Source organism: Bradyrhizobium sp. LjRoot220, from assembly GCF_964252915.1.
Lineage (GTDB): Bacteria > Pseudomonadota > Alphaproteobacteria > Rhizobiales > Xanthobacteraceae > Bradyrhizobium.
The window spans coordinates 371,999-392,106 of sequence record NZ_CAXUPS020000003.1 but is presented as its reverse complement, the minus strand read 5'-3'; the positions used below and the strand labels follow the sequence as shown (position 1 = coordinate 392,106).

Here is a 20,108-nt window from a genome sequence, read left to right as displayed (position 1 = left end):
CCGGGTTCGCGCTGCGCGCGCCCCGGAATGACGGAGGAGAGGCTACTAAACCGACGCGCCCTTGGCCTTCGGGCGGCGCAGGTGCTCGTCGAGCCGCGGCATGATCTCGACGAAATTGCAGGGCCGCGTGCGGTAATCGAGCTGGTGGGCGAGGATGCCGTCCCAGCCGTCGCGGCAGGCGCCGGGCGAGCCCGGCAGGCAGAAGATGAAGGTCGCCCCTGCAACGCCGGCGGTGGCGCGGCTCTGCACCGTGGAGGCGCCGATCTTGGCGTAGCTCAGCATGTGGAAGGCGATCGAGAAACCATCCATCCGCTTTTCGAACAACGGCTCGACCGCCTCCGGCGTGACGTCGCGCCCGGTGAAACCGGTGCCGCCTGTCGTGATGATGGCATCGACCCCGGGATCGGCGATCCACCGGCGGATGATGACGCGGATCGCATCGACATCGTCGACGATGATCTCGCGCGCCGCCAGATGATGGCCGGCGGCAACCAGCCGCTCCGCCAGCGTCGCCCCCGATTTGTCGTCGGCCAGCGCGCGCGTGTCGGAGATCGTCAGCACGGCGATGTTGAGCGGGACGAATTGTTTGGTTTCATCGATGGAGGACATGCTTACCTAACCCAGGCTCTTCCCAGACTTCGACGTCATCCCCGGATGAACGCACTTGCGTTCACTCGTGAGGTGCGCGCTCTTGCGCGCCTCGAAGGATGGGCCACCGGCACCGTGCCAGTCATCCTTCGAGGCTCGCAAGCGCTCGCACCTCAGGATGACGGATAGACCTTTGTCTCACAGCGCCCCCGCGGCAAAGGTATTGCAGGCCTGCACCGTGCCCTGCTTGTAACCGGTCATGAACCAATGCTTGCGCTGCGCCGCGGAGCCGTGGGTGAATGAGTCGGGCACTACCCTGCGCCCTGCGTTTCGCTGCAGCGTGTCGTCGCCGATCGCGGTGGCGGTGGCCAGCGCGGCGTCGATGTCGCCGGGTTCGACGAAGCCCGGACGTTTCTTTTCCTCGCGGTTGACCCAGACGCCGGACAGGCAATCCGCCTGCAACTCGACCTTGACCTGCAGCGCGTTGGCTTCCGCCTTGCTGCCGGCCTGCTCCTGCAACCGCTGCACGCGCGGCAGGATGCCGAGCAAATTCTGGATGTGATGGCCGGCCTCATGCGCGATGATATAGGCGGTGGTGAATTTGCAGGTGCTGCCCGAACAGCCGCGAAACTTGGTCTCGACATCGCGGAAGAAGGCGGTGTCGAGGAATATCTGGCGGTCCGGCGGACAATAGAACGGGCCCATCGCCGACTGCGCCATGCCGCAGCGCCCGCCATTGGTGGCGTTGCGGAACAGCACGATGCGCGGTCCCTTGTAGGATCGCCCGTCCGCCTGGAAGATCTCGTTCCAGCGATCGTCGATCTCGCCGAGCACGCCGGCGATCATGCTGCCCATCTCGTCCTTGGGCGCGCCTGTCGGGGCCGGGCCGCCCGGCCTGCGATCGGTCTGGTAGGTCGGCGCCTGCTGGTGACCGCCGGTGAGGATTTCCGCGCCGCCGATCAGGATGCGCGGATCGATGCCGAACGCGTAACCGACGAGGCCGAGCACGATGATGGTGCCGATGCCGAGCCCGCCACCGCCCATCGGAATGCCGAAGCCGCCACCGCCGCCTCCCATTCCGCCGCCGCTGTCGCGACGGTCTTCGATCTCGTCGCTGCGGCGGAAGTCATCGTAACGCATGGCGCAAATTCCTCATCCCGGCGGATTGCCCTTGGATACCCAACGCTGCACAGACGTAAAAATTCTCAATCCATTAATCAATAACCTGCCCGGCAATTATTGCCTAGCGGCGTTTCCGCTCCGATTGAATCGTAACGGGACGCTGGATTCTTAATTTGACGCGTTTTCTCGACGCGAACCGGTATCCATCCCGCATCAAGTGCGGGACAGGCCCCGCTGAAAAACACTTTGGCGCGCATAAGCGCCAATTTGATCTCGGCAAATCTGTCTGAGTAGCAATACCGATTAAGTCGATTTTTACTTTGCCCGGTCAATGTATCGCCAGTCGGTTGTTTAGTCCCGCGTCGCCGACAGCGTCGCCTGAGTCAGAGTAATTGAGTCATGGTTGAGTCGCGTCGCGGGGCGTCTGCAAGGGCGCCCCGCACTAAATTCGAGTCCCCGTCGGATGTTCGTATCGTCGTAGGCGATTGCGTCGCCGAGATGTCGAAGCTTCCGGCAGGCTCCGTCGATCTGGTGTTCGCAGATCCGCCGTATAATCTGCAGCTCAAGGGCGATCTCAAGCGCCCCGACGAATCCCATGTCGACGCCGTCAACGACGAGTGGGACAAGTTCTCATCGTTCGCCGCCTATGACGATTTCACCCGCGCCTGGCTCTTGGCCTGCCGCCGCGTCATGAAACCGTCGGCGACGCTGTGGGTGATCGGCTCCTACCACAACATTTTCCGCGTCGGCGCCATGATGCAGGACCTCGGCTTCTGGGTTCTCAACGACATCGTCTGGCGCAAGACCAATCCGATGCCGAATTTCCGCGGCCGGCGTTTTACCAACGCCCACGAAACCATGATCTGGGCGGCGCGCGACGAAAAGGCCAAGGGTTATACTTTCAACTATGAAGCCCTGAAGGCCGCCAACGAGGACGTGCAGGCGCGTTCCGACTGGCTGATCCCGCTTTGCACCGGCGACGAGCGCCTCAAGGGCGAAGACGGCAAGAAAGTGCATCCGACCCAGAAGCCCGAGGGCCTGCTGGCGCGCGTGCTGCTGTCGTCGTCAAAACCCGGCGATCTCGTGATCGATCCCTTCAACGGCACCGGCACGACCGGCGCCGTGGCCAAACGCCTCGGCCGCCGCTACATCGGCTTCGAGCGCGACAAGACCTATGCGGCCGCGGCCGAAGCCCGCATCGCGGCGATCGAACCGCTGCCCGAGGCGACGCTGGCGCCGTTCATGACCGCGCGCGACGCGCCCCGCGTGGCGTTTTCCGAACTGATCGAGCGCGGCATGATTTTGCCCGGCACCAAACTGGTCGATTCCAAGAAGCGCCACGGCGCCTTGGTCCGCGCCGACGGCGCCATCATGCTCGGCGACAAGGTCGGCTCGATCCACCGCATCGGCGCGGTGGCCCAGGGCTCCGGCGCCTGCAACGGCTGGACCTTCTGGCACGTCGAGACCAAGAAGGGCCTCAGGCTGATCGACGAACTGCGCGCCGAGATCCGCTCCGGGATGGCGGTGGGCTGAGCTTTTCGAGGACCTTCAGGTTGAGACAAGCCGGCACATCGCGTTGACGCGCGTTCGTTGATAGGCTCCTTGCGTGCCCCACAACAGGCGCGAAATGGATCAGGCGAGAAAGCCGTCGACGACATGACCGTGCTGAGCGAAGACGAAGTCGAGAAGCGCTGTGTCGCAGCCGCGGTCGCTTTGTCGATAGCGCATCTGCTGACTCTCATCGGCACGGAATATCAGGTCTACACACGAGATCGGTATCAGAGTCTCTTTCTTGTAAACTACGCTGTTTTCCTGTCGCCCTTTGCTATTCTCTTCGCCGCCAGGAAGGCCTGCAAAGTTCTGGCAGTTCTCGCGATGCCCATTCTGATGTTTTTCGTTTGGCGAATGTTCCACGTCTGGGAATACTTTTGGTCAGGCGTCAACTCGATGGCACAGCAAAAAGGCGACGCGCTCGGCTTTCTCACTATGATTTTTGACATGGTCGCGTTCGCGATCGCAGGACTGATCCTGCTTGCTATTCTTCTCGTTAAGTTGATTGAGGGCCTTCAACGGCTCTGGAGGGCGTAGCCGACGACCAGCCTTCCAGGTTTGGCAACGAACAGGCCACCCGCCATCGACAAACTGCGCGCCGAGATCCGCTCCGGGATGGTGGCCGGTTAACCCGCCGCTGCGGCTTTTTTCATCCTGCCTTCAACATGGCCAAGGCGCCGCAACCCGCGAGATGGCAGCCCTGTGATTTAAGCAGACTGTCGCATCTCCTTTGGCCCTGATTCGTTGCTATATTGGCTGTATACTCAGGCCCATACAGGCCGTCATTTGCGGCCACTGCGAGCTGTCCGATGCGCTCCCAATCCGATTCGTTACTGCTGTTGCCCCTGCTGCCGATCTTCCTGATCGGCGTGCCCCCGATCCTGCTATTCACCTTGCTGGGCTTTGCCGGCTTCGTCATCCTCGGCGTGCTCCTGATTTGCGTCGGCCTGACCGAGCGGCTGGAAGCCAACAGCGACTTCAACCAGCAGATCATCGTCCACGGCTATGCGCGCCAGTCCGAACGGATGGTTCAGGCGTCGAACCTGCATTCGGCGATCCGCTTCTCGGCCATCGTGGATTTGGCGGGTGCGGGATTGATCGTGGTGGGCCTGGTGGGGTTTTTCTACCTCGGCTAATCGCTTCTACCCCGGCTGGTCAGGGCGGTGAGCGTCTCTGCCGAGCCGCCTGCTGCCTCACGAACTCGTCGGTTGCGCTCCTTCCAAAAATTTGAGCATGGACGTGCCGCGTTGCGGTACGATCACCCGCGCCGGTTCGCAACCAGGTTTCCTGGCAGGCAAGAAGCAAAGGAGTTTTCCAAAATGCTCAAGTTCTATTTCAACGGATCGCCCAACCCGACCAAGATCGCGCTGTTCCTCGAGGAAGCCGGCATCGCCTTTGAGCCAGTGGCCGTCGACACCCGCGCCGGCGACCAGTTCAAGCCGGAATACCTCGTCATCAATCCGAATGCCAAGGTGCCGGCGATCGACGACGACGGCGTCAAGGTGTTCGATAGCAACGCCATCCTGCTTTATCTGGCGGAAAAGACCGGCAAGTTTCTCCCCGCCAACCGTGCCGAGTTGCTGTCCTGGCTGATGTTCGTCGCCACCGGCGTCGGCCCCTACAGCGGCCAGGCCGTCCACTTCAAGCACTTCGCGCCGGAGAAGATCGACTACGCCCACAACCGCTACCAGTTCGAGGCGCAGCGGCATTTCGCCATTCTCGACGAGCATCTGGCCAAGCGCCGCTTTATGGTCGGCGACAGCTACAGCATCGTCGACATGGCGGTGTGGGGCTGGGCCCGCATGATCCCGCTGATCCTGGGCGAGGACGGCTTTGCGAAATATCCCAACGTCAAGCGGCTGGTGGACGAAATTTCCGCCCGCCCCGCGGCGGCCAAGGCGATCGCACTGAAGGACAAGTTCAAGTTCAAGGCGGAAATGGACGACGAGGCCCGCCGCAACATGTTCAAGCATCTCGCGGTGCGGGCGGCCTGATCGGGTGCACCAATCATTTAAAACGGCGCCCTTCGCGGGCGCCGTTTTCGCCTCACGCGTTAGTCGATCGCCGCCACCACCTCGATCTCAATCAGCCAGCCCGGCCGCGCCAGGCGGCTGACCACCACCAGCGTGCTCGCCGGCGGATTTGCCGTATTGATGTAGCGGTCGCGGACCGCACGGAATTTCGGGACCTCGGCCTGATCGACTTCGGCGACCAGATAGACGTTCATCTTGACGATGTCGGCCATGGTGCCGCCGGCCGCCTCGATCGCGAGCTTAAGATTCTTGAACACCTGCTCGGCCTGCGCCTCCAGATTGCCCTCGCCGACCAGCTGCCCCGACGCGTCGCTCGACACCTGACCCGCAACATAGACCAGCGTGCCCGTGACCTTCGCGACATGCGAATAGCCGACCGGCGGCGGCAGCGTCGCCGGGCTGAAGATTTCCTTGCTCATCTCGATCTCCCTTTTTATTTCCGCCAGAACGGCTTGCCGAACTCGTAGTCAATCTCGGGCCGGCAGAGTCCGATGTCCTCCAACTCGCGCGCGCTCATGACGGAGAGTTGACGCCGGGCACGGCGGCGCTCCCGCCACACCCGGACGAGAGCGATGATAGCCGCGATGACGGCGCGCGTCGAACCCGGCAGCGCTCGCGCTCGCCGGCGGTGATACCGGTCGCCGGCGCAAACACGGCTCAACGCGTCAGCCCGCAAGCTTCCGCTCCTGCGGAAACGGTCCCAGCACGCGCTCGCACAGGGCCGAGTCATTGTACTCGCGGATTTCGCGGATCTTGCCGTCCTTGATCCCGTAGATCAGGCAATAATGATTGTCGTAGCGCTCTCCAGCGTGGGTCACCATATCGCCCCGCGCTTCCACCACGACCCATTCGTCGTCGGCGATGAACCGAAACGGAACGGTGCGGCGATGCTTCAAGAGGGAAGAGACATAGCCGTGGAGATCACGAAGCACCGATTCCTTGCCGTGAAAGGTCTGCGACCACGAGTACTGCCCCGTGACAGTCATGCTGACATCGTCGGCCAGGGCATCGGCGAAAGAAGTCCGATCACCGGCGGCAACGGCGGCGAAGATTGTTTCCATCAGTTTCTTGTTGGCGGCGGCGCTCATGGGCGGCTTCTCCTGTGATCTGATGTTTCAGACCATCGCGCGCGGGGCCGCATTCTTCCAATCGATAGAGAATATGATATATATTCATTTGATGAATTTGAAATCGCTTGACCTCAATCTATTGGTCGCACTCGACGCGCTGCTGCTGGAAGCCAATGTCAGCCGGGCGGCGATGCGGATCGGGCTGTCGCAGCCGGCCGCCAGCCACGCGCTGCAGCGGCTGCGCGACCTGATCGGCGACCCGCTTCTGGTGCGCAACGGCGCCCGCATGGAGCTGACGCCGCGCGCGCAGGCGTTGCGCGGGCCGCTGGCGCAGGCGCTCGATCAGGTGCGCGCCCTGTTCGTCCCGGATGATTTCGACGCCGCGCGCAGCGAACGGCATTTTCGCCTGATGATGCCGGATCTGGCGGTCGAACTTTTGATGCCGCCGCTGATGGAGAAGATCACGCGGCTGGCGCCGAACGTCCGCATCGACGTTGTGCCGTGGCGAAGTTCTGCCATCATGACCGCCGAATTCGCCCGCACCCTCGATCTCGTGATCTCGATCGGCGACGCCTTCCGCGGCTTTCACCGCCAGCGGCTCTATACCGACAGCGATGCGCTGGCGGTGCGGCGCGGCCATCCCGCCGCCGCCAAATTGAAAAAGCGCGACGGTTTTCTTGGCGCGCGGCATGTCGCCGTCGTGATCCGCGGCCAGAGCGAGGACCTGATCGACCTCTGGTTGCGGCCCAAGGGCATCGAACGGAAGATCGCGCTTGTCGTGCCCGGCTATATCGAGGCGCTGCACGTCACCGCGCGGACCGATCTGGTCGCCTTCGTGCCGCGCCGCCTGATCGGCGCGCTGTCGAAACAATTGTCGCTGATGACTATCACACCGCCGTTCGATCCGGGCATCGACGAGCAGTTCATGTTCTACCCGACCCGCGCCCAGATGGACCCCGGCTCGATCTGGCTGCGCACCATCATGCTCGGCATCGGCCGCGAGATGGAGCTAGCGAGGAAGAAGATGGCGTAGGATTCCCAATCCGGGTCGTCCCTGCGAAAGCAGGGACCCATACGCCGCGGCGTTTGTTTTAAAGGAAGTCGTCTGACACGACCTAACCCGAGAGGCCGCGGAGTATGGGTCCCTGCTTTCGCAGGGACGACACCGATTTTTTCAACCCTTCTCTTCCGCCAGCGCCTTTTGCACCGCCGGGCGATCCGCCATCCGCTTGCGGTGATCGGCGACCTTCGGCAGGGCCGCCATGTCGACACCGTCGCCTTCGAGCCATCCCGAAAGCGTAAACAGATAGGGATCGCAGATCGTGTAGGTCTCGCCCATCACCCACGGCCCCCGGAGCATGTCGCGCTCGATCAGCGCAAAGGTGGCGCCGACGCTCTTCGGGATCATCCGCTTCATGTCGGCGAAGGAGGATTCCTCGGTCGCCCAGCGATAGCCGCGCCCCTTGTGGGCATGCGCGACATGCACGGTCGAACACAAATAACTGTTGATCGACTGCACCTGCGCAAACGCATAGGCGTCCTCGATCGGCGCCAGTTTTGCTTTCGGAAAACTCTGCGCGATGAAGGCCAGCATCGCCGGGGTCTCGGTCAGGATGCCGCGGTCGGTGACCAGCGACGGCACCCGCGCCTTGGGATTGATGGCGAGATATTCCGGGCTGTTCTGCTGGTTGATCTTGAAGTCGATCCGCTCGGTGGTGTAGTCAGCGCCGGCCTCGGCCAGCGTGATATGCGAGGCGAGCGCGCAGGTGCCGGGGGCATAATAGAGTTTGAGCATGTTGGACCTCACGGGGAAGGCCGGAGGTTAACGCCAAGCTCTCTCGCCGTCCATCCCAGGCGCGCTGGCGCGATCCGCGATCAGGCGGCCCGCGGCTGCAGCTTTCCGTCGATATAGACGCTGACGATGGTGTCATCGGGCGGATAATACTCGGGCGCCACCGCCTGGATCTGGGCCTGAATGCACTTCCACGCACCGTTCTCGAACAGATAGGTGTCGGTGTACATGGTCATCCCAGTCACTTCGTTTCCGTCGCGGCGGCGGGTGGCCTTGTTGGTGGAACGGACCAGCGCCACATCGCCGATCACGGTGATGAGTTCATCGCGGACGTCCCAGTATGGGATCAGTTTCGGATTGAACGCAGTCGCCCAGTATTTCAGGTAGGTCGCGCGGTCCCAGCGCTGGCCCGTGGGCCAGATGCTGATGAAAGCGGGGTGCAGGATGGCGTCGTGCGACGGCACGTCGTTGGTGATGAAATTATGGATGAAGCGGGCGTTCAACGCGCGCAATTCGTCCATCGTCCCGGCCGGTCGATCGCTACGTGGTGCAGGCTGCATGTTGATCTCCTCAGGTTTTGTCAAAGCGCCATCTGGCGCGCCATCTCCGCGGTGGCATCGTCAGCCGGAAAAAAGCATTCGATCTTGATCTGCTGCAGCGCCGCGTCCGTCGGCATCGCGAGCGTCGTGAAGGTGGAAAAGAATGCGAGACGGAAATCGCCCTTGGCGAGGTGCATGATCATGACGGGCGAGGTGGCCTGCGATTGGCGCGGAAGCCGCCACTCGGCCGGCAGCCCAGGATAGGCCATGATCTCGTCGAACAGCCCGGCGGCCGCGCGGCTGCCTTGCGCGACGTCGCGATGCAGTATCTGGATCATCTGGCCCGCGAATTCGTCCCAGTTCACGATGAACTGCCGCAGGCCTTTTGGATGGAAAACGACATGCATGGCGTTGTCGGCAATGCCTGATGCCATCGCGTATGAATCGCGAAATGGCCTGAGCAGGCGCGCGGATCCCTGATTGCGCATGCGCACGTCCCAGTGCCCGTCGACCACGATGCCCGGATACGGCTCCTGCTGCCGCAGCATGAAATCCAGCGCCTGCTGTACCGGCTGCAGATTGTCCGCCGCCAGTCCCTTGTCGCCATAGGGCGGCACGAAGCCCGCCGCGACATGCAGGGCATTGCGTTCTTCCAGCGGCAGATCGAGCGCGCTGCCGAGCAACTGCACCATCTCGCGGCTCGGCTGCGACCGGCCGGTTTCCAGAAAGCAGACATGCCGCGCCGACACATTGGCATCGACAGCCAGTTCGATCTGGGTGAGGCGGCGCACGCTGCGCCAATGCTTCAGCAGGCTGCTGAAATGCCCGGCCGCGGTATCCTGGGACTCCTGTTTGGGCATGCTCATGTGCCGCAATCTAGACCATCAGGTCAGAACGGCAATTACCTCCGATGTAAGTGACAAGCCGACAGCTCGGTGCGAGAATTGGGGAAAGATTTGATCGTGCGGAGGGCGTTCGTGGACGACAACGCAATCACAAAAATCGTTACGCAGTACATGGCGGCATGGAACGAGCCGGACGCTGCAACCCGGCAGACGCTGCTTGACCAATGCTGGAGCGATGGCGGCGTCTATCTCGATCCCAGGGCTTCGCTGGTGGGACGGGACGAACTCGCCCGCCACATCGCCGCGTGGCAGGCCGCGCGGCCCGGCGTACGGCTGGAGTTCATGAGCCGCATCGATGTCCACCACAACGTGTTCCGCGCCCTCTGGCGTCTGGTGCGCGCGGACGGCAGCTGCGGCGACGTCTCGATCGATTTTGGCGAGGTCGGGCCGGACGGCCGGCTGGTCAGGATCATCGGCTTCTTCGGCGCACCGCCTGCACTGCGTTAAGCGTTGGGGGCAGGATATCAGCCGGGTTTTCGCAGTTGCCCCCTGCCGCCCCTCATGTCATGACGCCCCGGATGTAATGGGGGCGTAGACATGACCGTACTCATCGCCGGCGGCGGCATCGGCGGGCTGACGCTGGCGCTCAGCCTGCACCAGATCGGCATTCCCGCGCGCGTCTTTGAAAGCGTGCCGGAGCTCCGGCCGCTCGGCGTCGGTATCAACGTGCTGCCGCATGCAGTGCGCGAATTGATCGACCTCGGCCTGCACGACCGGCTCGATGCGGCCGCCGTCCGCACCAGGGAACTGGCGTATTTTTCCAAGCACGGCAAACCGATCTGGAGCGAGCCGCGCGGCGTCGAAGCCGGATACAAATGGCCACAATTCTCGATCCACCGCGGCACCCTGCAGCAGATCCTGCTCGATGCCGCAACCGAACGGCTGGGAAAAGAGAATATCCTCACCAGCCATCATCTGACCGGCTGGACCGACACGAATCGCGGCGTGCGCGCCGAATTCATCGACAAGGCAACCGGCAAATCTGCCGGCCACCATGACGGCGTGTTGCTGATCGCGGCCGACGGCATCCATTCAGCGATCCGCGAAAAGCTTTATCCGCAGGAGGGCTCGCCGATCTGGAACGGCCGCATCCTGTGGCGCGGCATCACCAAATCGGACGCGTTCCTGTCCGGCCGCACCATGATCATGGCCGGCCACGAGATCCTGAAATTCGTCTGCTATCCCATCACCAGGGAAGCCGACGCATCAGGCAAATTTGACATCAACTGGGTGGCGGAGCGCCACATGCCGCCGACCTATCAGTGGCGGCGCGAGGATTATAACCGGACCGCCGACCTCAACGAATTCCTGCCCTGGTTTAAGGACTGGAAATTCGACTGGCTCGACGTGCCCGGCCTGATCGAAAACTGCCCGCATGCCTACGAATATCCGCTGGTCGACCGCGATCCGATCCCGCAATGGACTTTTGGCCGGACCACGCTGATGGGCGATGCCGCGCATCCGATGTACCCGATCGGCTCCAACGGCGCCTCGCAGGCGATTCTGGATGCCCGTGTGATCACGCGTGAAATTCTGGCACACGGCCCGACCAACGCGGCACTTGTCGCCTATGAGGCCGAACGCCGGCCCGCGACTACCGATCTTGTGATGCTGAACCGGCGCAATGGACCCGAGCAGGTGATGCAGATGGTCGAGGAGCGCGCACCGGCAGGTTACAAGGTCGTCACCGACGTGCTCTCGCTGCAAGAGCTGGAAGACATCGCCGCCAACTACAAGCGCGTCGCCGGTTTTCAGGTCGAAGGCCTCAACGCCAAGCCGCCGATCGTGCAGCTTGGGCGGTAGGCGTTGCGGGCTAGCGATCTTCATCTCCGTCATCCTGAGGAGCACGCTCTTGCGCGCGTCTCGAAGGACGACGGCCCGTCTGTGGCCGATTCATCCTTCGAGGCTCGCTGCGCTCGCACCTCAGGATGACGGGGATCATTCAGCACGGCCAGCGTCACCGAATAGCCTTCGCCGTCTCCACCAGCCGCGCGCTGGTCGTGGCCGTCGCCAGCACGCGGCCGTCCTCGGCCATCAGCCTGCCCTCGACAAAGGCGATGGTCTTGCCGAGCTGGGTGACGTTGGCTTCACCAACGATCGGGCCCGGCTTGGCCGGGATTAGGAAATTCACGGTCATGGTGACGGTCGCGGTGTAGAGCTTTCCGTCGGTCATCACGAACACCGCCGGGCCCATGGTGTCGTCCAGCATCGCCGAGAGAATGCCGCCCTGAACGAAGCCGGCCGGATTGCAGAAATCCTTCTTGCCGTCGAAGCCGATCCGGATCCAGCCTTGCTCGGGGCGCGCATCGATGAGATGCCAGCCAAGCAGCTTTGAGGATGGCGGGGGCGTGAAGTGGTCGAGCGCGGTTGCGATCATGAAATCCTCCTGATCGCATCGTTCTAGTGGAGGCCTGCTGCCAGCATGGTGTCAGCAGACAAGCGCCGGTTCCTGGAGATTGAGCCCGTGCGCGATCGCCTTGCGCATCACATTGGGCAAGGCTTCCCCGGCGAGCGTCGCAATCGGTACCCAGCGCGCTCCCTCCGGTGCGCGCGTCCGTGCGGCGACGCTGGCGGTATAGACCACCAGCTCCAGCGGAAAATGCGTAAAGACATGCGTCACCACGCCCGCCTTGCGATGCCACTTTGCGATCCCCTTGAGCGCTGGCGCCTGCGCCAAGGCCGCCTTGTCGTCCTGTCCGGCGAGCCAGTCCGAGCCCGGCACTTCGGTCATGCCGCCGAGCAGACCTTTTTCCGCGCGCGTGCGAACCAGCAATTCATCGCCGCGCGTGACGATGAAGGCCGCCCCCCGGCGCAGTGTTCCCGATTTCTTCGGCGCCTTGCGCGGAAAGGTCTCCTGGTCGCCGCGCGTCCGTGCCACGCAATCGTCATTCAGGGGACACAGCGCACATGCCGGCTTCTTCGGCGTGCAGATCGAGGAGCCCAGATCCATCAGCGCCTGCGCGCTATCGCCGGCGCGAGACTTCTCGTCGCCGGCGCGAGAAGATGCCAGCAACGTCGCCGCCAATTGCTGGATCAGCGGCTTGGCCTGCGGCAGCGGCTCCTCGACCGCGAACAGCCGCGACACCACGCGCTCGATATTGCCGTCGACCGGCATGGTGTGGCGGTCGAACGCAATCGCCGAGATCGCCGCCGCCGTGTAGGGGCCGATCCCCGGCAGCGTGCGCAGACCTTCTTCGGTATCCGGAAACACCCCGCCATGGTCGCGCAACACCGCCACCGCGCAGGCGTGCAGGTTGCGCGCCCGCGAATAATAGCCGAGCCCGGCCCACATCCGCAGCACGTCGTCGAGCGAAGCGCGGCCAAGCGCTGCGACATCGGGCCAGCGCGCAAGAAACTTCAGGAAATACGGCCCGACCGTTTTTACGCCGGTCTGCTGCAGCATGATCTCCGACAGCCAGACCCGGTACGGGTCCGCGCGCTCGCCCGCCGGCGGCCGCCACGGCAGCACGCGGCGATGCCGGTCGTACCAGTCGAGCAACAGCGCGGGACGACCGGCCGCACTTTCGGCGCCGGTCTGTTTCGCATGCTTGATGGCGCGCAATGGGGGCACGACTCATTTTAGAACCGGAATCGCTCCATGACCAGATTGAAAGCTATAACGCGCTGCGTTATAGTTGGTTATGATTCAGGGCTTCGCCGATTCCGAGACGGAATTAATCTGGTCCGGGCGGCGGAGCCGAAAATTGCCGCCGGATATCCAGAACGTCGCGCTGAGGAAACTTCGTCTTTTGAATCAGGCCCGCGTACTCGGCGATCTGCGGGTGCCGCCGGGGAACCGTCTTGAGGCGCTGAGAGCGGATCGACAAGGACAGCACTCGATCCGCATCAATGATCAATGGCGGATATGCTTTGTTTGGGATGAAGGAGGACCGACGCATGTCGAAATCGTCGACTATCACGACTAGGAGCGGCCTGCTTCGCAACCCGCACCCTGGCGAAATCTTGCTCGAAGAGTTCCTCAAGCCGATGGCTTTGAGCCAGAACGGGTTGGCACGCGCCGTCCACGTCGCCCCCCGCCGCATCAACGAGATCGTGTTGGGCAAAAGGGACATCACCGCCGACACCGACCTCCGGCTTGCGCGCTATTTCGGAATGTCGGAGGGGTTCTTCCTGGGGCTGCAGATGGACTACGATTTGATGCAGCGGCGACGGGAGATCGACCGTGACCTCAAGGCGATCCGCCCCCGCGCAGCATGATACGGGCTGCGGCTGCCCGGCAGTGATGCTATAAGCCCGCATGGCAAAACCCGGCCCCATCTCGGCAAAACCGCTTTCCGTCCTGCTCGGCGACGTGTTTTCCGACGCCTATGCCAAGCAGGGGTTCGCCGCGCGCGAGCTGGTGACGCGCTGGGCCGAGATTGCGGGGCGGGAGATCGCGGCCCATTCCGAGCCGTTGAAGATGCAATGGCCGCGGCCGGTCGAGGGCCAGCCGCAGGAACCGGCCACGCTGATCCTGCGGGTCGAGGGTCCGATGGCGCTGGAAATCCAGCACTCCTCCGACGTGATCCTGGAGCGGGTCAACCGCTTCTTCGGCTGGAGCGCGGTCGGGCGGCTGGCGCTGCGGCAGGCGCCGCTGTCGCGCCGGGATCGGCCAAAACCGTCCCGCGCGCCGGACCCGAAGGCGGTGGCCGAGGTCGCCAAAACGCTGTCGTCGGTGGAAGATGACGAATTGCGTGCCGCGCTGGCGCGGCTGGGGGCCTCGATCAAGCGAAATTGAGCCTGCCGCGCGCCTGACCAGAGGCACCTGCCATTGCCACAATTATCGTTTCAAGCTACGCGAAGGCACGTTTTTCGTACTTCTTCAGGCGTGAACGCGCCAATCGGGAGCTGACCTTGATCATCACGCGCCGCGCCTTCACCGCCGCCCTTTCGCTGACCGGGCTTGCCGCCCTCGCCGGCTTCTCGCCGCTGCGGCTGATCAATGACGCGCTGGCGCAAGGCGCTGCCGACGTCGCCAAGCCGCAGTCGCTGCCGGACATGGCGCTCGGCCCGGCGAACGCCTCGGTGACCGTCACCGAGTACGCCTCGATGACCTGCTCGCATTGCGCGGCGTTCACCGAGCATGTGTTCCCGAAGCTCAAGGCGGAATTCATCGACAGCGGCAAGATCCGGTTCGTGTTCCGCGAATTCCCGCTCGACATCAAGGCCGCCGCCGGATCGATGCTGGCGCGCTGCATCGCCAAGGACGACGCGCCGAAATATTTCGCGGTCGTCGACCTCCTGTTCAAGCAGCAGAACGACTGGGTATTGAAGAACACCACCGAGACGCTGATCCGGATCGGCAAGCAGGCAGGCCTCTCGCAAGCGGCGGTGGAAGATTGTCTCAGGGACCAGAAGCTGCTCGACAAGATCGCCGCCGACCAGAAATTCGCCGCCGATGTGCTGAAGGTACAGGCGACGCCGACCTTCTTCATCAATGGCGAGATGCTCAAGGGCGAGCAGAGCTTCGAAGAGTTCAGCAAGCGCATCAATGCGATGTTGAAGAGCTGATCGGTGCGCCCGGCGCGTGAAATCCTGTTGAAAACCTGATTCGCGCACCGGATTTATACGGTCCCGCAAGCCTCGCAAAGCCTCGACAAAAGCGCGTCTCAAAACCTTCGCAAAACCCTTGGGAAAAGCCTGATCCGGGCGTTGCCCTTCGGCCCCGGCCTCGCCATTGTCGCAGGCTATAAGAGGCGCATCGCGCGACTCGTCCACACACCGACATTGCCTTCCATGGTATTGTCACGGCAGGGAGATTCGCGCCCTGCCAACAGAGAATCGTGTTCATGAAACTCACGCGCCTTCGCCTTCACGGCTTCAAGTCGTTCGTTGAACCCACCGACTTCATGATCGAGCCGGGCCTGACCGGCGTGGTCGGACCGAACGGCTGCGGCAAATCCAATCTGGTCGAGGCGCTGCGCTGGGCGATGGGCGAGACCTCGCACAAATCGCTGCGCGCCGCCGACATGGATGCGGTGATCTTCGCCGGTTCCGGCAACCGTCCGGCGCGCAACCACGCCGAAGTCGTGATGACGATCGACAATGCCGACCGTTCGGCGCCGGCCGCGATGAACGACCGCGAGATTCTGGAAATCTCGCGCCGCATCGAGCGCGAAGCCGGCTCGGTCTACCGCATCAACGGCCGCGACGTGCGCGCCCGTGACGTGCAGATCCTGTTTGCCGATGCCGCCACCGGCGCGCGTTCGCCGGCGCTGGTCCACCAGGGCAAGATCGGCGAGATCATTCAGGCCAAACCGGAACAGCGCCGCCGCGTGCTGGAAGACGCCGCCGGCGTCGCCGGGCTGCACGCCCGGCGTCATGAAGCCGAATTGCGGCTGCGGGCGGCCGAGACCAACCTCACCCGCGTCGAGGACGTGATCGGCCAACTCGCCGGTCAGGTCGATGGCCTGAAGAAGCAGGCGCGGCAGGCGATCCGGTTCCGCGAAGTCGCCGCCAAAGTGCGCAAGGCCGAGGCCACGCTGTTCCATCTGCGTTGGCTGGAAGCCAATACCGACGTGGCGGAGGCCGCCCGCACCTACGACCTCAACGTTCGCGAGATGGCTGAACGGACCCGCGAACAGGCCGAGGCGGCGCGCATTCAGGCGATCCGCGCCTCCGAACTGCCGGCGCTGCGCGAGGGCGAAGCCCGCGCCGCCGCCGGACTGCAGCGCCTCACCAATGCGCGCGAGCTGCTCGACCGCGAGGAAGAGCGCGCGAAGGAGCGTGTCGCCGAACTCGACCGGCGCCTGACCCAGTTTACCGCCGACATCGCGCGCGAACAGCAGCAGACGTCGGATGCCGAAGTCGCCTTGCTGCGCCTCGACACCGAAGATTCCGAAATCAAGGAAGAGATCAAGTCGCGCATCGAAAAGCGCAGCGGCGTCGATGAACGCGTGTCGGAGGCGGAAGCGACGCTTGCCGAAGCCGAGCGCATGTTCTCGGAACTGACGACGGTGCTGGCCGACCTCACCGCCAAGCGCAACCAGCTCGAGGCCGGCGTGCGCACCCATCGCGACCGGCTGGCGCGGCTCGACCAGGAAATCGCCAACGTCCAGGCCGAGGAAACCAGGCTCGCGCAGGAAACCGGCAATCTCGGCGACATCGATGCGCTTGCGGGCGCGATGGAGACCGCCCAGGAAACGCTGGCGGCATCGGAGGCCGCCGCACAGGCCAACGAAGAGGGTCACGTCGCCGCGCGTGCACGGCTGGAAGCCTCACGTTCGCCGCTGGTGGAAGCCGACAAGCGCGTGCAACGCCTAGAGACCGAAGCGCGCACGATCTCGAAACTGGTCAATGGCGAGACCAAAAACCTGTGGCCGCCGATCATCGACGGCGTCACCGTGACCAAGGGCTATGAGAAAGCGCTGGGCGCCGTGCTCGGCGACGACCTCGACGCCCCGATCGATCCCTCCGCGCCGATGCGCTGGACCAATGCGGGTGCAACCTTCGACGATCCGGCGTTGCCCGCGGGCGTCGAAGCGCTGGCCGTCCACGTCGAAGCGCCATCCGAGCTGTCGCGGCGCCTGGCGCAGATCGGCGTCGTCGCCAAGGAGCGCGGCGCGGAACTGGTGTCGCAACTCAAGACCGGCCAGCGGCTGGTGTCGCTGGAAGGCGACGTCTGGCGCTGGGACGGTTTTGTCGCTGCTGCCCATGCCCCGACCGGCGCCGCGCGGCGGCTGGCCGAACGCGCCCGGCTGGTCGATATCGAACACGAACTGGAGCAGGCCCGCGTTGACGCCGCCGCCAAGCGCCAGGCGCTGGAAGACGCCGAGCGAGAGCTGAAGGTGGCGTCGGGCGCCGAGTCCGCCGCCCGTGACGCCTGGCGCGCCGCGCAGCGCGAAGCCGATGCCGCACGCGAACGCCATGCCGCGACCGAGCGCGAGATCAACCGCCACGCCGCCCGTAAATCGGCGCTGACGGAGGCCCACAGCCGCCTGGCGGCCGACCGCGCCGAGGCCGAGGCCGCGCATGAGAACGCCCATGCGGTGCTTTCTGAATTGCCGCCGAGCCTCGAGACCGAAACCAAACTTTCCGCCGTTCGCACCGACATCGAGGGCCATCGCCGCTTCGCCGCGCAGGTGCGTGCCGAAGCGCAGGCGCTGGCGCGCGAGGCTGAACTTGCCGACCGCCGCGTTCAGGCGATCCTCGCCGAGCGCACCGAATGGCAGAACCGCAAGCAAAGCGCCGCCTCGCAGGTTTCCACCATCGAGGCCCGCGTCACCGAAGTAACCGCCGAGCGCGCCGAACTCGATAACGCGCCGGCGCTGTTCGCCGAGAGGCGCCGCGCGCTGATCAACGAAATCGAATCCGCCGAAAGCGCCCGCCGCGTCGCCGCCGACGCGCTGGCGGCGGCCGAGAGCGTGATGGCGGAGACCGACCGCGAGGCCAAGGCGTCGCTGGAAGCGCTCTCCAGCGCCCGCGAGGCTTGCGCCCGTGCCGAGGAGCGCATGGACGGCACCAAGCGTCGTCTTTCCGACATCGAACGCGAAATCCACGACATGCTCGAAGTCGAGCCGCACGCCGTGGCTGCGCTGGCCGAGATCGAGCCGGGCGCGGAATTGCCGCCGCTCGCCGAGATCGAGGAAAACCTCGAAAAGCTGCGCCGCGACCGCGAGCGGCTTGGCGCGGTCAACCTGCGCGCCGAGGAAGAGCTGCGCGAAGTCGAGACCCAGCACACGGCACTGGCCACCGAACGCGACGACCTCGTGGAAGCCATCAAGCGGCTGCGCCAGGGCATCCAGAGCCTCAACAAGGAGGCGCGCGAGCGGCTCCTGACCTCGTTCGAGACCGTCAACGAACACTTCAAGCGGCTGTTCACCGAATTGTTCGGCGGCGGCGAAGCCGCATTGCACCTGATCGAAAGCGACGATCCGCTGGAAGCCGGTCTCGAAATCATCGCCAAACCGCCCGGCAAGAAGCCGCAGACGCTGTCGCTGCTCTCGGGCGGCGAGCAGGCGCTGACCGCGCTGGCGCTGATCTTCGCGGTGTTCCTCACCAACCCGTCGCCGATCTGCGTGCTCGACGAAGTCGACGCGCCGCTCGACGACCACAATGTGGAGCGGTTCTGCAACCTCCTGCACGAAATGACGTCGTCGACCGAGACCCGCTTCATCATCATCACCCATAATCCGATCACGATGGCGCGGATGAACCGGCTGTTCGGCGTCACCATGGCCGAGCGCGGCGTCTCGCAACTGGTCTCGGTCGGCCTCGACGATGCCGTGAAAATCCTCGACCAGCACGTGGCGTGAGATCTCTCACTCGACCCCGTTGACGTCATCATCCGCGGAGGCGGATGATCCAGTACGCCGCGCCGCTGGTGTGACCCACCGCCCTCACGGAATACTGGATGCCCCGCCTTCGCGGGGCATGACGAAGGATAGATGACCTCACCCGACCTCCCCGCCGAACTGAAGGGCGCGCTCGACGCCAAGCTGCGCGGCTTCTCGCGCAACGACGCGGCCGAGCGCTCGGCGTCGATCTCGAAAAACTACCGCGACGGCGGCGGCTCCGGCACGATCCGCTCCGAGACCGACGCGCTGGCCTATGCGCTGGCGCGGATGCCCGCGACCTACGCCGCGGTCACCGCCAGCCTGAATGCGCTGTGCGAAATCCACCCGCACTTTGCGCCCAAAACCCTGCTCGATGTCGGCGCCGGGCCGGGCACCGCGAGCTGGGCGGCGGCGGCCGCATTTTCCTCGCTGCAGGGCTTCACGCTGCTCGACGCCAATGACGCGTTGCGCAAACTGGCGCTCGATCTCGTCAGCGAGAGTTTTCGCCTGCGCGAACTCCACTACGAACGGGGCGAGGCCCGCAACGCCCTGCTCAAGGCTGACGCCGCCGACCTCGTCATCGCCAGCTACATGATCGGCGAACTCGGTGCCGCCGAACAAAGCGCGCTGGCCGGGCTGATGTGGGAAAAGACCCGCGATACGCTGTTGGTGGTCGAGCCGGGAACGCCGGCCGGTTATGCGCGAATCATCGTGCTGCGCGAGCGCCTGATCGCGGCGGGCGCGCATGTCGCGGCCCCCTGCCCGCATGACGGCAGATGTCCGCTGCAAGCGCCGGACTGGTGCCATTTCACCCAGCGCCTGCAACGCTCGCGCGCGCACAAGCAGGTCAAGGGCGCCGAATTGCCGTTCGAGGACGAGAGGTTCGCTTATGTGGCGCTGACGCGTGCGCCGCCCGGGATTCGACCGGCCCGGGTGCTGGCGCAGCGCTCCGTCTCCAAGGTCGAAGTCACGGCCAAGCTTTGCACCCCGTCAGGTCTCGTCGTCAGCCGGACGCCTCGCCGCGCCAAGGCGGATTATGCCATCGCCCGGCGCTGGCGCTGGGGGGATGCGGTGGAGGAAAAAACTTAGAGTGTGATGGGGTTACGTTGAAACAGTGTGGCGGCAGACTCGCTGCACCTCTCCCGCTTGCGGGGGAGGTCGACGCGCTCGGCAGCGCATTTGCGCGCCAGAGCGCGGCGGGTGGGGGTTTATCCACTTGGAGCGCGCCGTGTG

General features: G+C 64.3%; 23 protein-coding genes. 13 read left to right on the top strand and 10 right to left on the bottom strand.

The window, feature by feature from the left end; translation table 11 throughout:
- Positions 1-45 precede the first annotated feature (45 nt).
- Both moaB and ypfJ read right to left on the bottom strand, forming a co-directional pair.
- Positions 46-609, bottom strand: a complete 564-nt coding sequence (gene moaB, locus ACSQ84_RS15985) for a molybdenum cofactor biosynthesis protein B (protein ID WP_436212645.1) — start codon at positions 607-609, stop codon at positions 46-48.
- A gap of 177 nt (positions 610-786) precedes the next feature.
- Positions 787-1,728, bottom strand: a complete 942-nt coding sequence (ypfJ, locus tag ACSQ84_RS15980) for a KPN_02809 family neutral zinc metallopeptidase (protein ID WP_436212644.1) — start codon at positions 1,726-1,728, stop codon at positions 787-789.
- 381 nt (positions 1,729-2,109) lie between these two features.
- On the opposite strand from ypfJ, the gene ACSQ84_RS15975 reads away from it, so the two are divergent.
- The 4 genes from ACSQ84_RS15975 (at position 2,110) to ACSQ84_RS15960 (ending at position 5,255) form a co-directional block, all read left to right on the top strand.
- Entirely contained in the window at positions 2,110-3,243 is a 1,134-nt protein-coding gene (locus tag ACSQ84_RS15975) for a site-specific DNA-methyltransferase (RefSeq protein WP_436212643.1), read from the top strand.
- A gap of 123 nt (positions 3,244-3,366) precedes the next feature.
- Entirely contained in the window at positions 3,367-3,798 is a 432-nt protein-coding gene (locus tag ACSQ84_RS15970; RefSeq protein ID WP_436212642.1) for a hypothetical protein, read from the top strand.
- Between the two features lie 272 nt (positions 3,799-4,070).
- On the top strand, positions 4,071-4,397 hold the full coding sequence (locus ACSQ84_RS15965; protein WP_436212641.1) for a hypothetical protein: 327 nt from the start codon (positions 4,071-4,073) through the stop codon (positions 4,395-4,397).
- A gap of 183 nt (positions 4,398-4,580) precedes the next feature.
- Complete coding sequence (locus ACSQ84_RS15960; protein WP_436212640.1) at positions 4,581-5,255, top strand: glutathione S-transferase family protein; 675 nt, start codon at positions 4,581-4,583, stop codon at positions 5,253-5,255.
- Positions 5,256-5,314: 59 nt separating this feature from the next.
- Here ACSQ84_RS15960 and ACSQ84_RS15955 read toward each other — a convergent pair whose 3' ends face one another.
- Genes ACSQ84_RS15955 through ACSQ84_RS15945 form a run of 3 tightly spaced genes read right to left on the bottom strand, consistent with a single transcriptional unit; the run spans position 5,315 to position 6,382 of the window.
- On the bottom strand, positions 5,315-5,713 hold the full coding sequence (locus ACSQ84_RS15955) for a RidA family protein (RefSeq protein WP_436212639.1): 399 nt from the start codon (positions 5,711-5,713) through the stop codon (positions 5,315-5,317).
- 14 nt (positions 5,714-5,727) lie between these two features.
- Entirely contained in the window at positions 5,728-6,024 is a 297-nt protein-coding gene (locus ACSQ84_RS15950; protein WP_436212638.1) for a DUF1127 domain-containing protein, read from the bottom strand.
- Complete coding sequence (locus ACSQ84_RS15945) at positions 5,960-6,382, bottom strand: nuclear transport factor 2 family protein (RefSeq protein ID WP_436212637.1); 423 nt, start codon at positions 6,380-6,382, stop codon at positions 5,960-5,962. Before ACSQ84_RS15945 ends, ACSQ84_RS15950 begins: the two co-directional genes overlap by 65 nt.
- 91 nt (positions 6,383-6,473) lie before the next feature.
- Here ACSQ84_RS15945 and ACSQ84_RS15940 point away from each other — a divergent pair, with 91 nt between their 5' ends.
- Positions 6,474-7,397, top strand: coding sequence for a LysR family transcriptional regulator (locus tag ACSQ84_RS15940; protein ID WP_436213090.1), 924 nt, complete (start codon positions 6,474-6,476; stop codon positions 7,395-7,397).
- Positions 7,398-7,538: 141 nt separating this feature from the next.
- Here ACSQ84_RS15940 and ACSQ84_RS15935 read toward each other — a convergent pair whose 3' ends face one another.
- The 3 genes from ACSQ84_RS15935 to ACSQ84_RS15925 all read right to left on the bottom strand — a co-directional run bounded on the left by ACSQ84_RS15935 (position 7,539) and on the right by ACSQ84_RS15925 (position 9,561).
- Positions 7,539-8,159 carry a glutathione S-transferase family protein gene (locus tag ACSQ84_RS15935; RefSeq protein WP_436212636.1) on the bottom strand — a complete coding sequence of 207 codons (621 nt, stop codon included), beginning with the start codon at positions 8,157-8,159 and terminating at the stop codon, positions 7,539-7,541.
- Positions 8,160-8,239: 80 nt separating this feature from the next.
- On the bottom strand, positions 8,240-8,716 hold the full coding sequence (locus ACSQ84_RS15930; RefSeq protein ID WP_436212635.1) for a nuclear transport factor 2 family protein: 477 nt from the start codon (positions 8,714-8,716) through the stop codon (positions 8,240-8,242).
- 20 nt (positions 8,717-8,736) lie between these two features.
- Positions 8,737-9,561, bottom strand: a complete 825-nt coding sequence (locus ACSQ84_RS15925; protein WP_436212634.1) for a helix-turn-helix domain-containing protein — start codon at positions 9,559-9,561, stop codon at positions 8,737-8,739.
- A gap of 111 nt (positions 9,562-9,672) precedes the next feature.
- Here ACSQ84_RS15925 and ACSQ84_RS15920 point away from each other — a divergent pair, with 111 nt between their 5' ends.
- Entirely contained in the window at positions 9,673-10,047 is a 375-nt protein-coding gene (locus ACSQ84_RS15920; RefSeq protein WP_436212633.1) for a nuclear transport factor 2 family protein, read from the top strand.
- Positions 10,048-10,137: 90 nt separating this feature from the next.
- Positions 10,138-11,403 carry a flavin-dependent oxidoreductase gene (locus ACSQ84_RS15915; RefSeq protein WP_436212632.1) on the top strand — a complete coding sequence of 422 codons (1,266 nt, stop codon included), beginning with the start codon at positions 10,138-10,140 and terminating at the stop codon, positions 11,401-11,403.
- 154 nt (positions 11,404-11,557) lie between these two features.
- Here the strand turns inward: ACSQ84_RS15915 and ACSQ84_RS15910 are convergent, their stop codons facing one another.
- Positions 11,558-11,977, bottom strand: coding sequence for a PaaI family thioesterase (locus ACSQ84_RS15910; RefSeq protein ID WP_436212631.1), 420 nt, complete (start codon positions 11,975-11,977; stop codon positions 11,558-11,560).
- Between the two features lie 51 nt (positions 11,978-12,028).
- A complete protein-coding gene (gene mutY, locus ACSQ84_RS15905) occupies positions 12,029-13,171 on the bottom strand; it encodes an A/G-specific adenine glycosylase (RefSeq protein WP_436212630.1) in 1,143 nt (380 codons plus the stop codon).
- A gap of 70 nt (positions 13,172-13,241) precedes the next feature.
- Between mutY and ACSQ84_RS15900 the strand changes: the two genes are divergently transcribed.
- The 6 genes from ACSQ84_RS15900 (at position 13,242) to ACSQ84_RS15875 (ending at position 19,964) form a co-directional block, all read left to right on the top strand.
- On the top strand, positions 13,242-13,526 hold the full coding sequence (locus ACSQ84_RS15900) for a type II toxin-antitoxin system RelE/ParE family toxin (RefSeq protein ID WP_436212629.1): 285 nt from the start codon (positions 13,242-13,244) through the stop codon (positions 13,524-13,526).
- Complete coding sequence (locus tag ACSQ84_RS15895; protein WP_436212628.1) at positions 13,498-13,818, top strand: HigA family addiction module antitoxin; 321 nt, start codon at positions 13,498-13,500, stop codon at positions 13,816-13,818. The genes ACSQ84_RS15900 and ACSQ84_RS15895 overlap by 29 nt, the downstream gene beginning before the upstream one ends.
- Positions 13,819-13,858: 40 nt before the next feature.
- The gene (locus tag ACSQ84_RS15890) at positions 13,859-14,338 is read left to right on the top strand and encodes a DUF721 domain-containing protein (protein ID WP_436212627.1); all 480 of its coding nucleotides are present in this window, start codon (positions 13,859-13,861) and stop codon (positions 14,336-14,338) included.
- A 116-nt stretch (positions 14,339-14,454) separates the two neighbouring features.
- The gene (locus ACSQ84_RS15885) at positions 14,455-15,111 is read left to right on the top strand and encodes a DsbA family protein (RefSeq protein ID WP_436212626.1); all 657 of its coding nucleotides are present in this window, start codon (positions 14,455-14,457) and stop codon (positions 15,109-15,111) included.
- Between the two features lie 278 nt (positions 15,112-15,389).
- Complete coding sequence (gene smc, locus ACSQ84_RS15880) at positions 15,390-18,854, top strand: chromosome segregation protein SMC (protein WP_436212625.1); 3,465 nt, start codon at positions 15,390-15,392, stop codon at positions 18,852-18,854.
- Between the two features lie 132 nt (positions 18,855-18,986).
- Positions 18,987-19,964, top strand: a complete 978-nt coding sequence (locus ACSQ84_RS15875; protein ID WP_436212624.1) for a small ribosomal subunit Rsm22 family protein — start codon at positions 18,987-18,989, stop codon at positions 19,962-19,964.
- The last annotated feature ends 144 nt before the right edge of the window (positions 19,965-20,108 follow it).

Coding starts and splice junctions, on each gene's coding strand:
- moaB (WP_436212645.1), bottom strand. CDS start 609: ATGTCCTCCATCGATGAAACCAAACAATTCGTCCCGCTCAACATCGCC.
- ypfJ (WP_436212644.1), bottom strand. CDS start 1,728: ATGCGTTACGATGACTTCCGCCGCAGCGACGAGATCGAAGACCGTCGC.
- ACSQ84_RS15975 (WP_436212643.1), top strand. CDS start 2,110: ATGGTTGAGTCGCGTCGCGGGGCGTCTGCAAGGGCGCCCCGCACTAAA.
- ACSQ84_RS15970 (WP_436212642.1), top strand. CDS start 3,367: ATGACCGTGCTGAGCGAAGACGAAGTCGAGAAGCGCTGTGTCGCAGCC.
- ACSQ84_RS15965 (WP_436212641.1), top strand. CDS start 4,071: ATGCGCTCCCAATCCGATTCGTTACTGCTGTTGCCCCTGCTGCCGATC.
- ACSQ84_RS15960 (WP_436212640.1), top strand. CDS start 4,581: ATGCTCAAGTTCTATTTCAACGGATCGCCCAACCCGACCAAGATCGCG.
- ACSQ84_RS15955 (WP_436212639.1), bottom strand. CDS start 5,713: ATGAGCAAGGAAATCTTCAGCCCGGCGACGCTGCCGCCGCCGGTCGGC.
- ACSQ84_RS15950 (WP_436212638.1), bottom strand. CDS start 6,024: ATGACTCGGCCCTGTGCGAGCGCGTGCTGGGACCGTTTCCGCAGGAGC.
- ACSQ84_RS15945 (WP_436212637.1), bottom strand. CDS start 6,382: ATGAGCGCCGCCGCCAACAAGAAACTGATGGAAACAATCTTCGCCGCC.
- ACSQ84_RS15940 (WP_436213090.1), top strand. CDS start 6,474: ATGAATTTGAAATCGCTTGACCTCAATCTATTGGTCGCACTCGACGCG.
- ACSQ84_RS15935 (WP_436212636.1), bottom strand. CDS start 8,159: ATGCTCAAACTCTATTATGCCCCCGGCACCTGCGCGCTCGCCTCGCAT.
- ACSQ84_RS15930 (WP_436212635.1), bottom strand. CDS start 8,716: ATGCAGCCTGCACCACGTAGCGATCGACCGGCCGGGACGATGGACGAA.
- ACSQ84_RS15925 (WP_436212634.1), bottom strand. CDS start 9,561: ATGAGCATGCCCAAACAGGAGTCCCAGGATACCGCGGCCGGGCATTTC.
- ACSQ84_RS15915 (WP_436212632.1), top strand. CDS start 10,138: ATGACCGTACTCATCGCCGGCGGCGGCATCGGCGGGCTGACGCTGGCG.
- ACSQ84_RS15910 (WP_436212631.1), bottom strand. CDS start 11,977: ATGATCGCAACCGCGCTCGACCACTTCACGCCCCCGCCATCCTCAAAG.
- ACSQ84_RS15900 (WP_436212629.1), top strand. CDS start 13,242: ATGATTCAGGGCTTCGCCGATTCCGAGACGGAATTAATCTGGTCCGGG.
- ACSQ84_RS15895 (WP_436212628.1), top strand. CDS start 13,498: ATGTCGAAATCGTCGACTATCACGACTAGGAGCGGCCTGCTTCGCAAC.
- ACSQ84_RS15890 (WP_436212627.1), top strand. CDS start 13,859: ATGGCAAAACCCGGCCCCATCTCGGCAAAACCGCTTTCCGTCCTGCTC.
- smc (WP_436212625.1), top strand. CDS start 15,390: ATGAAACTCACGCGCCTTCGCCTTCACGGCTTCAAGTCGTTCGTTGAA.
- ACSQ84_RS15875 (WP_436212624.1), top strand. CDS start 18,987: ATGACCTCACCCGACCTCCCCGCCGAACTGAAGGGCGCGCTCGACGCC.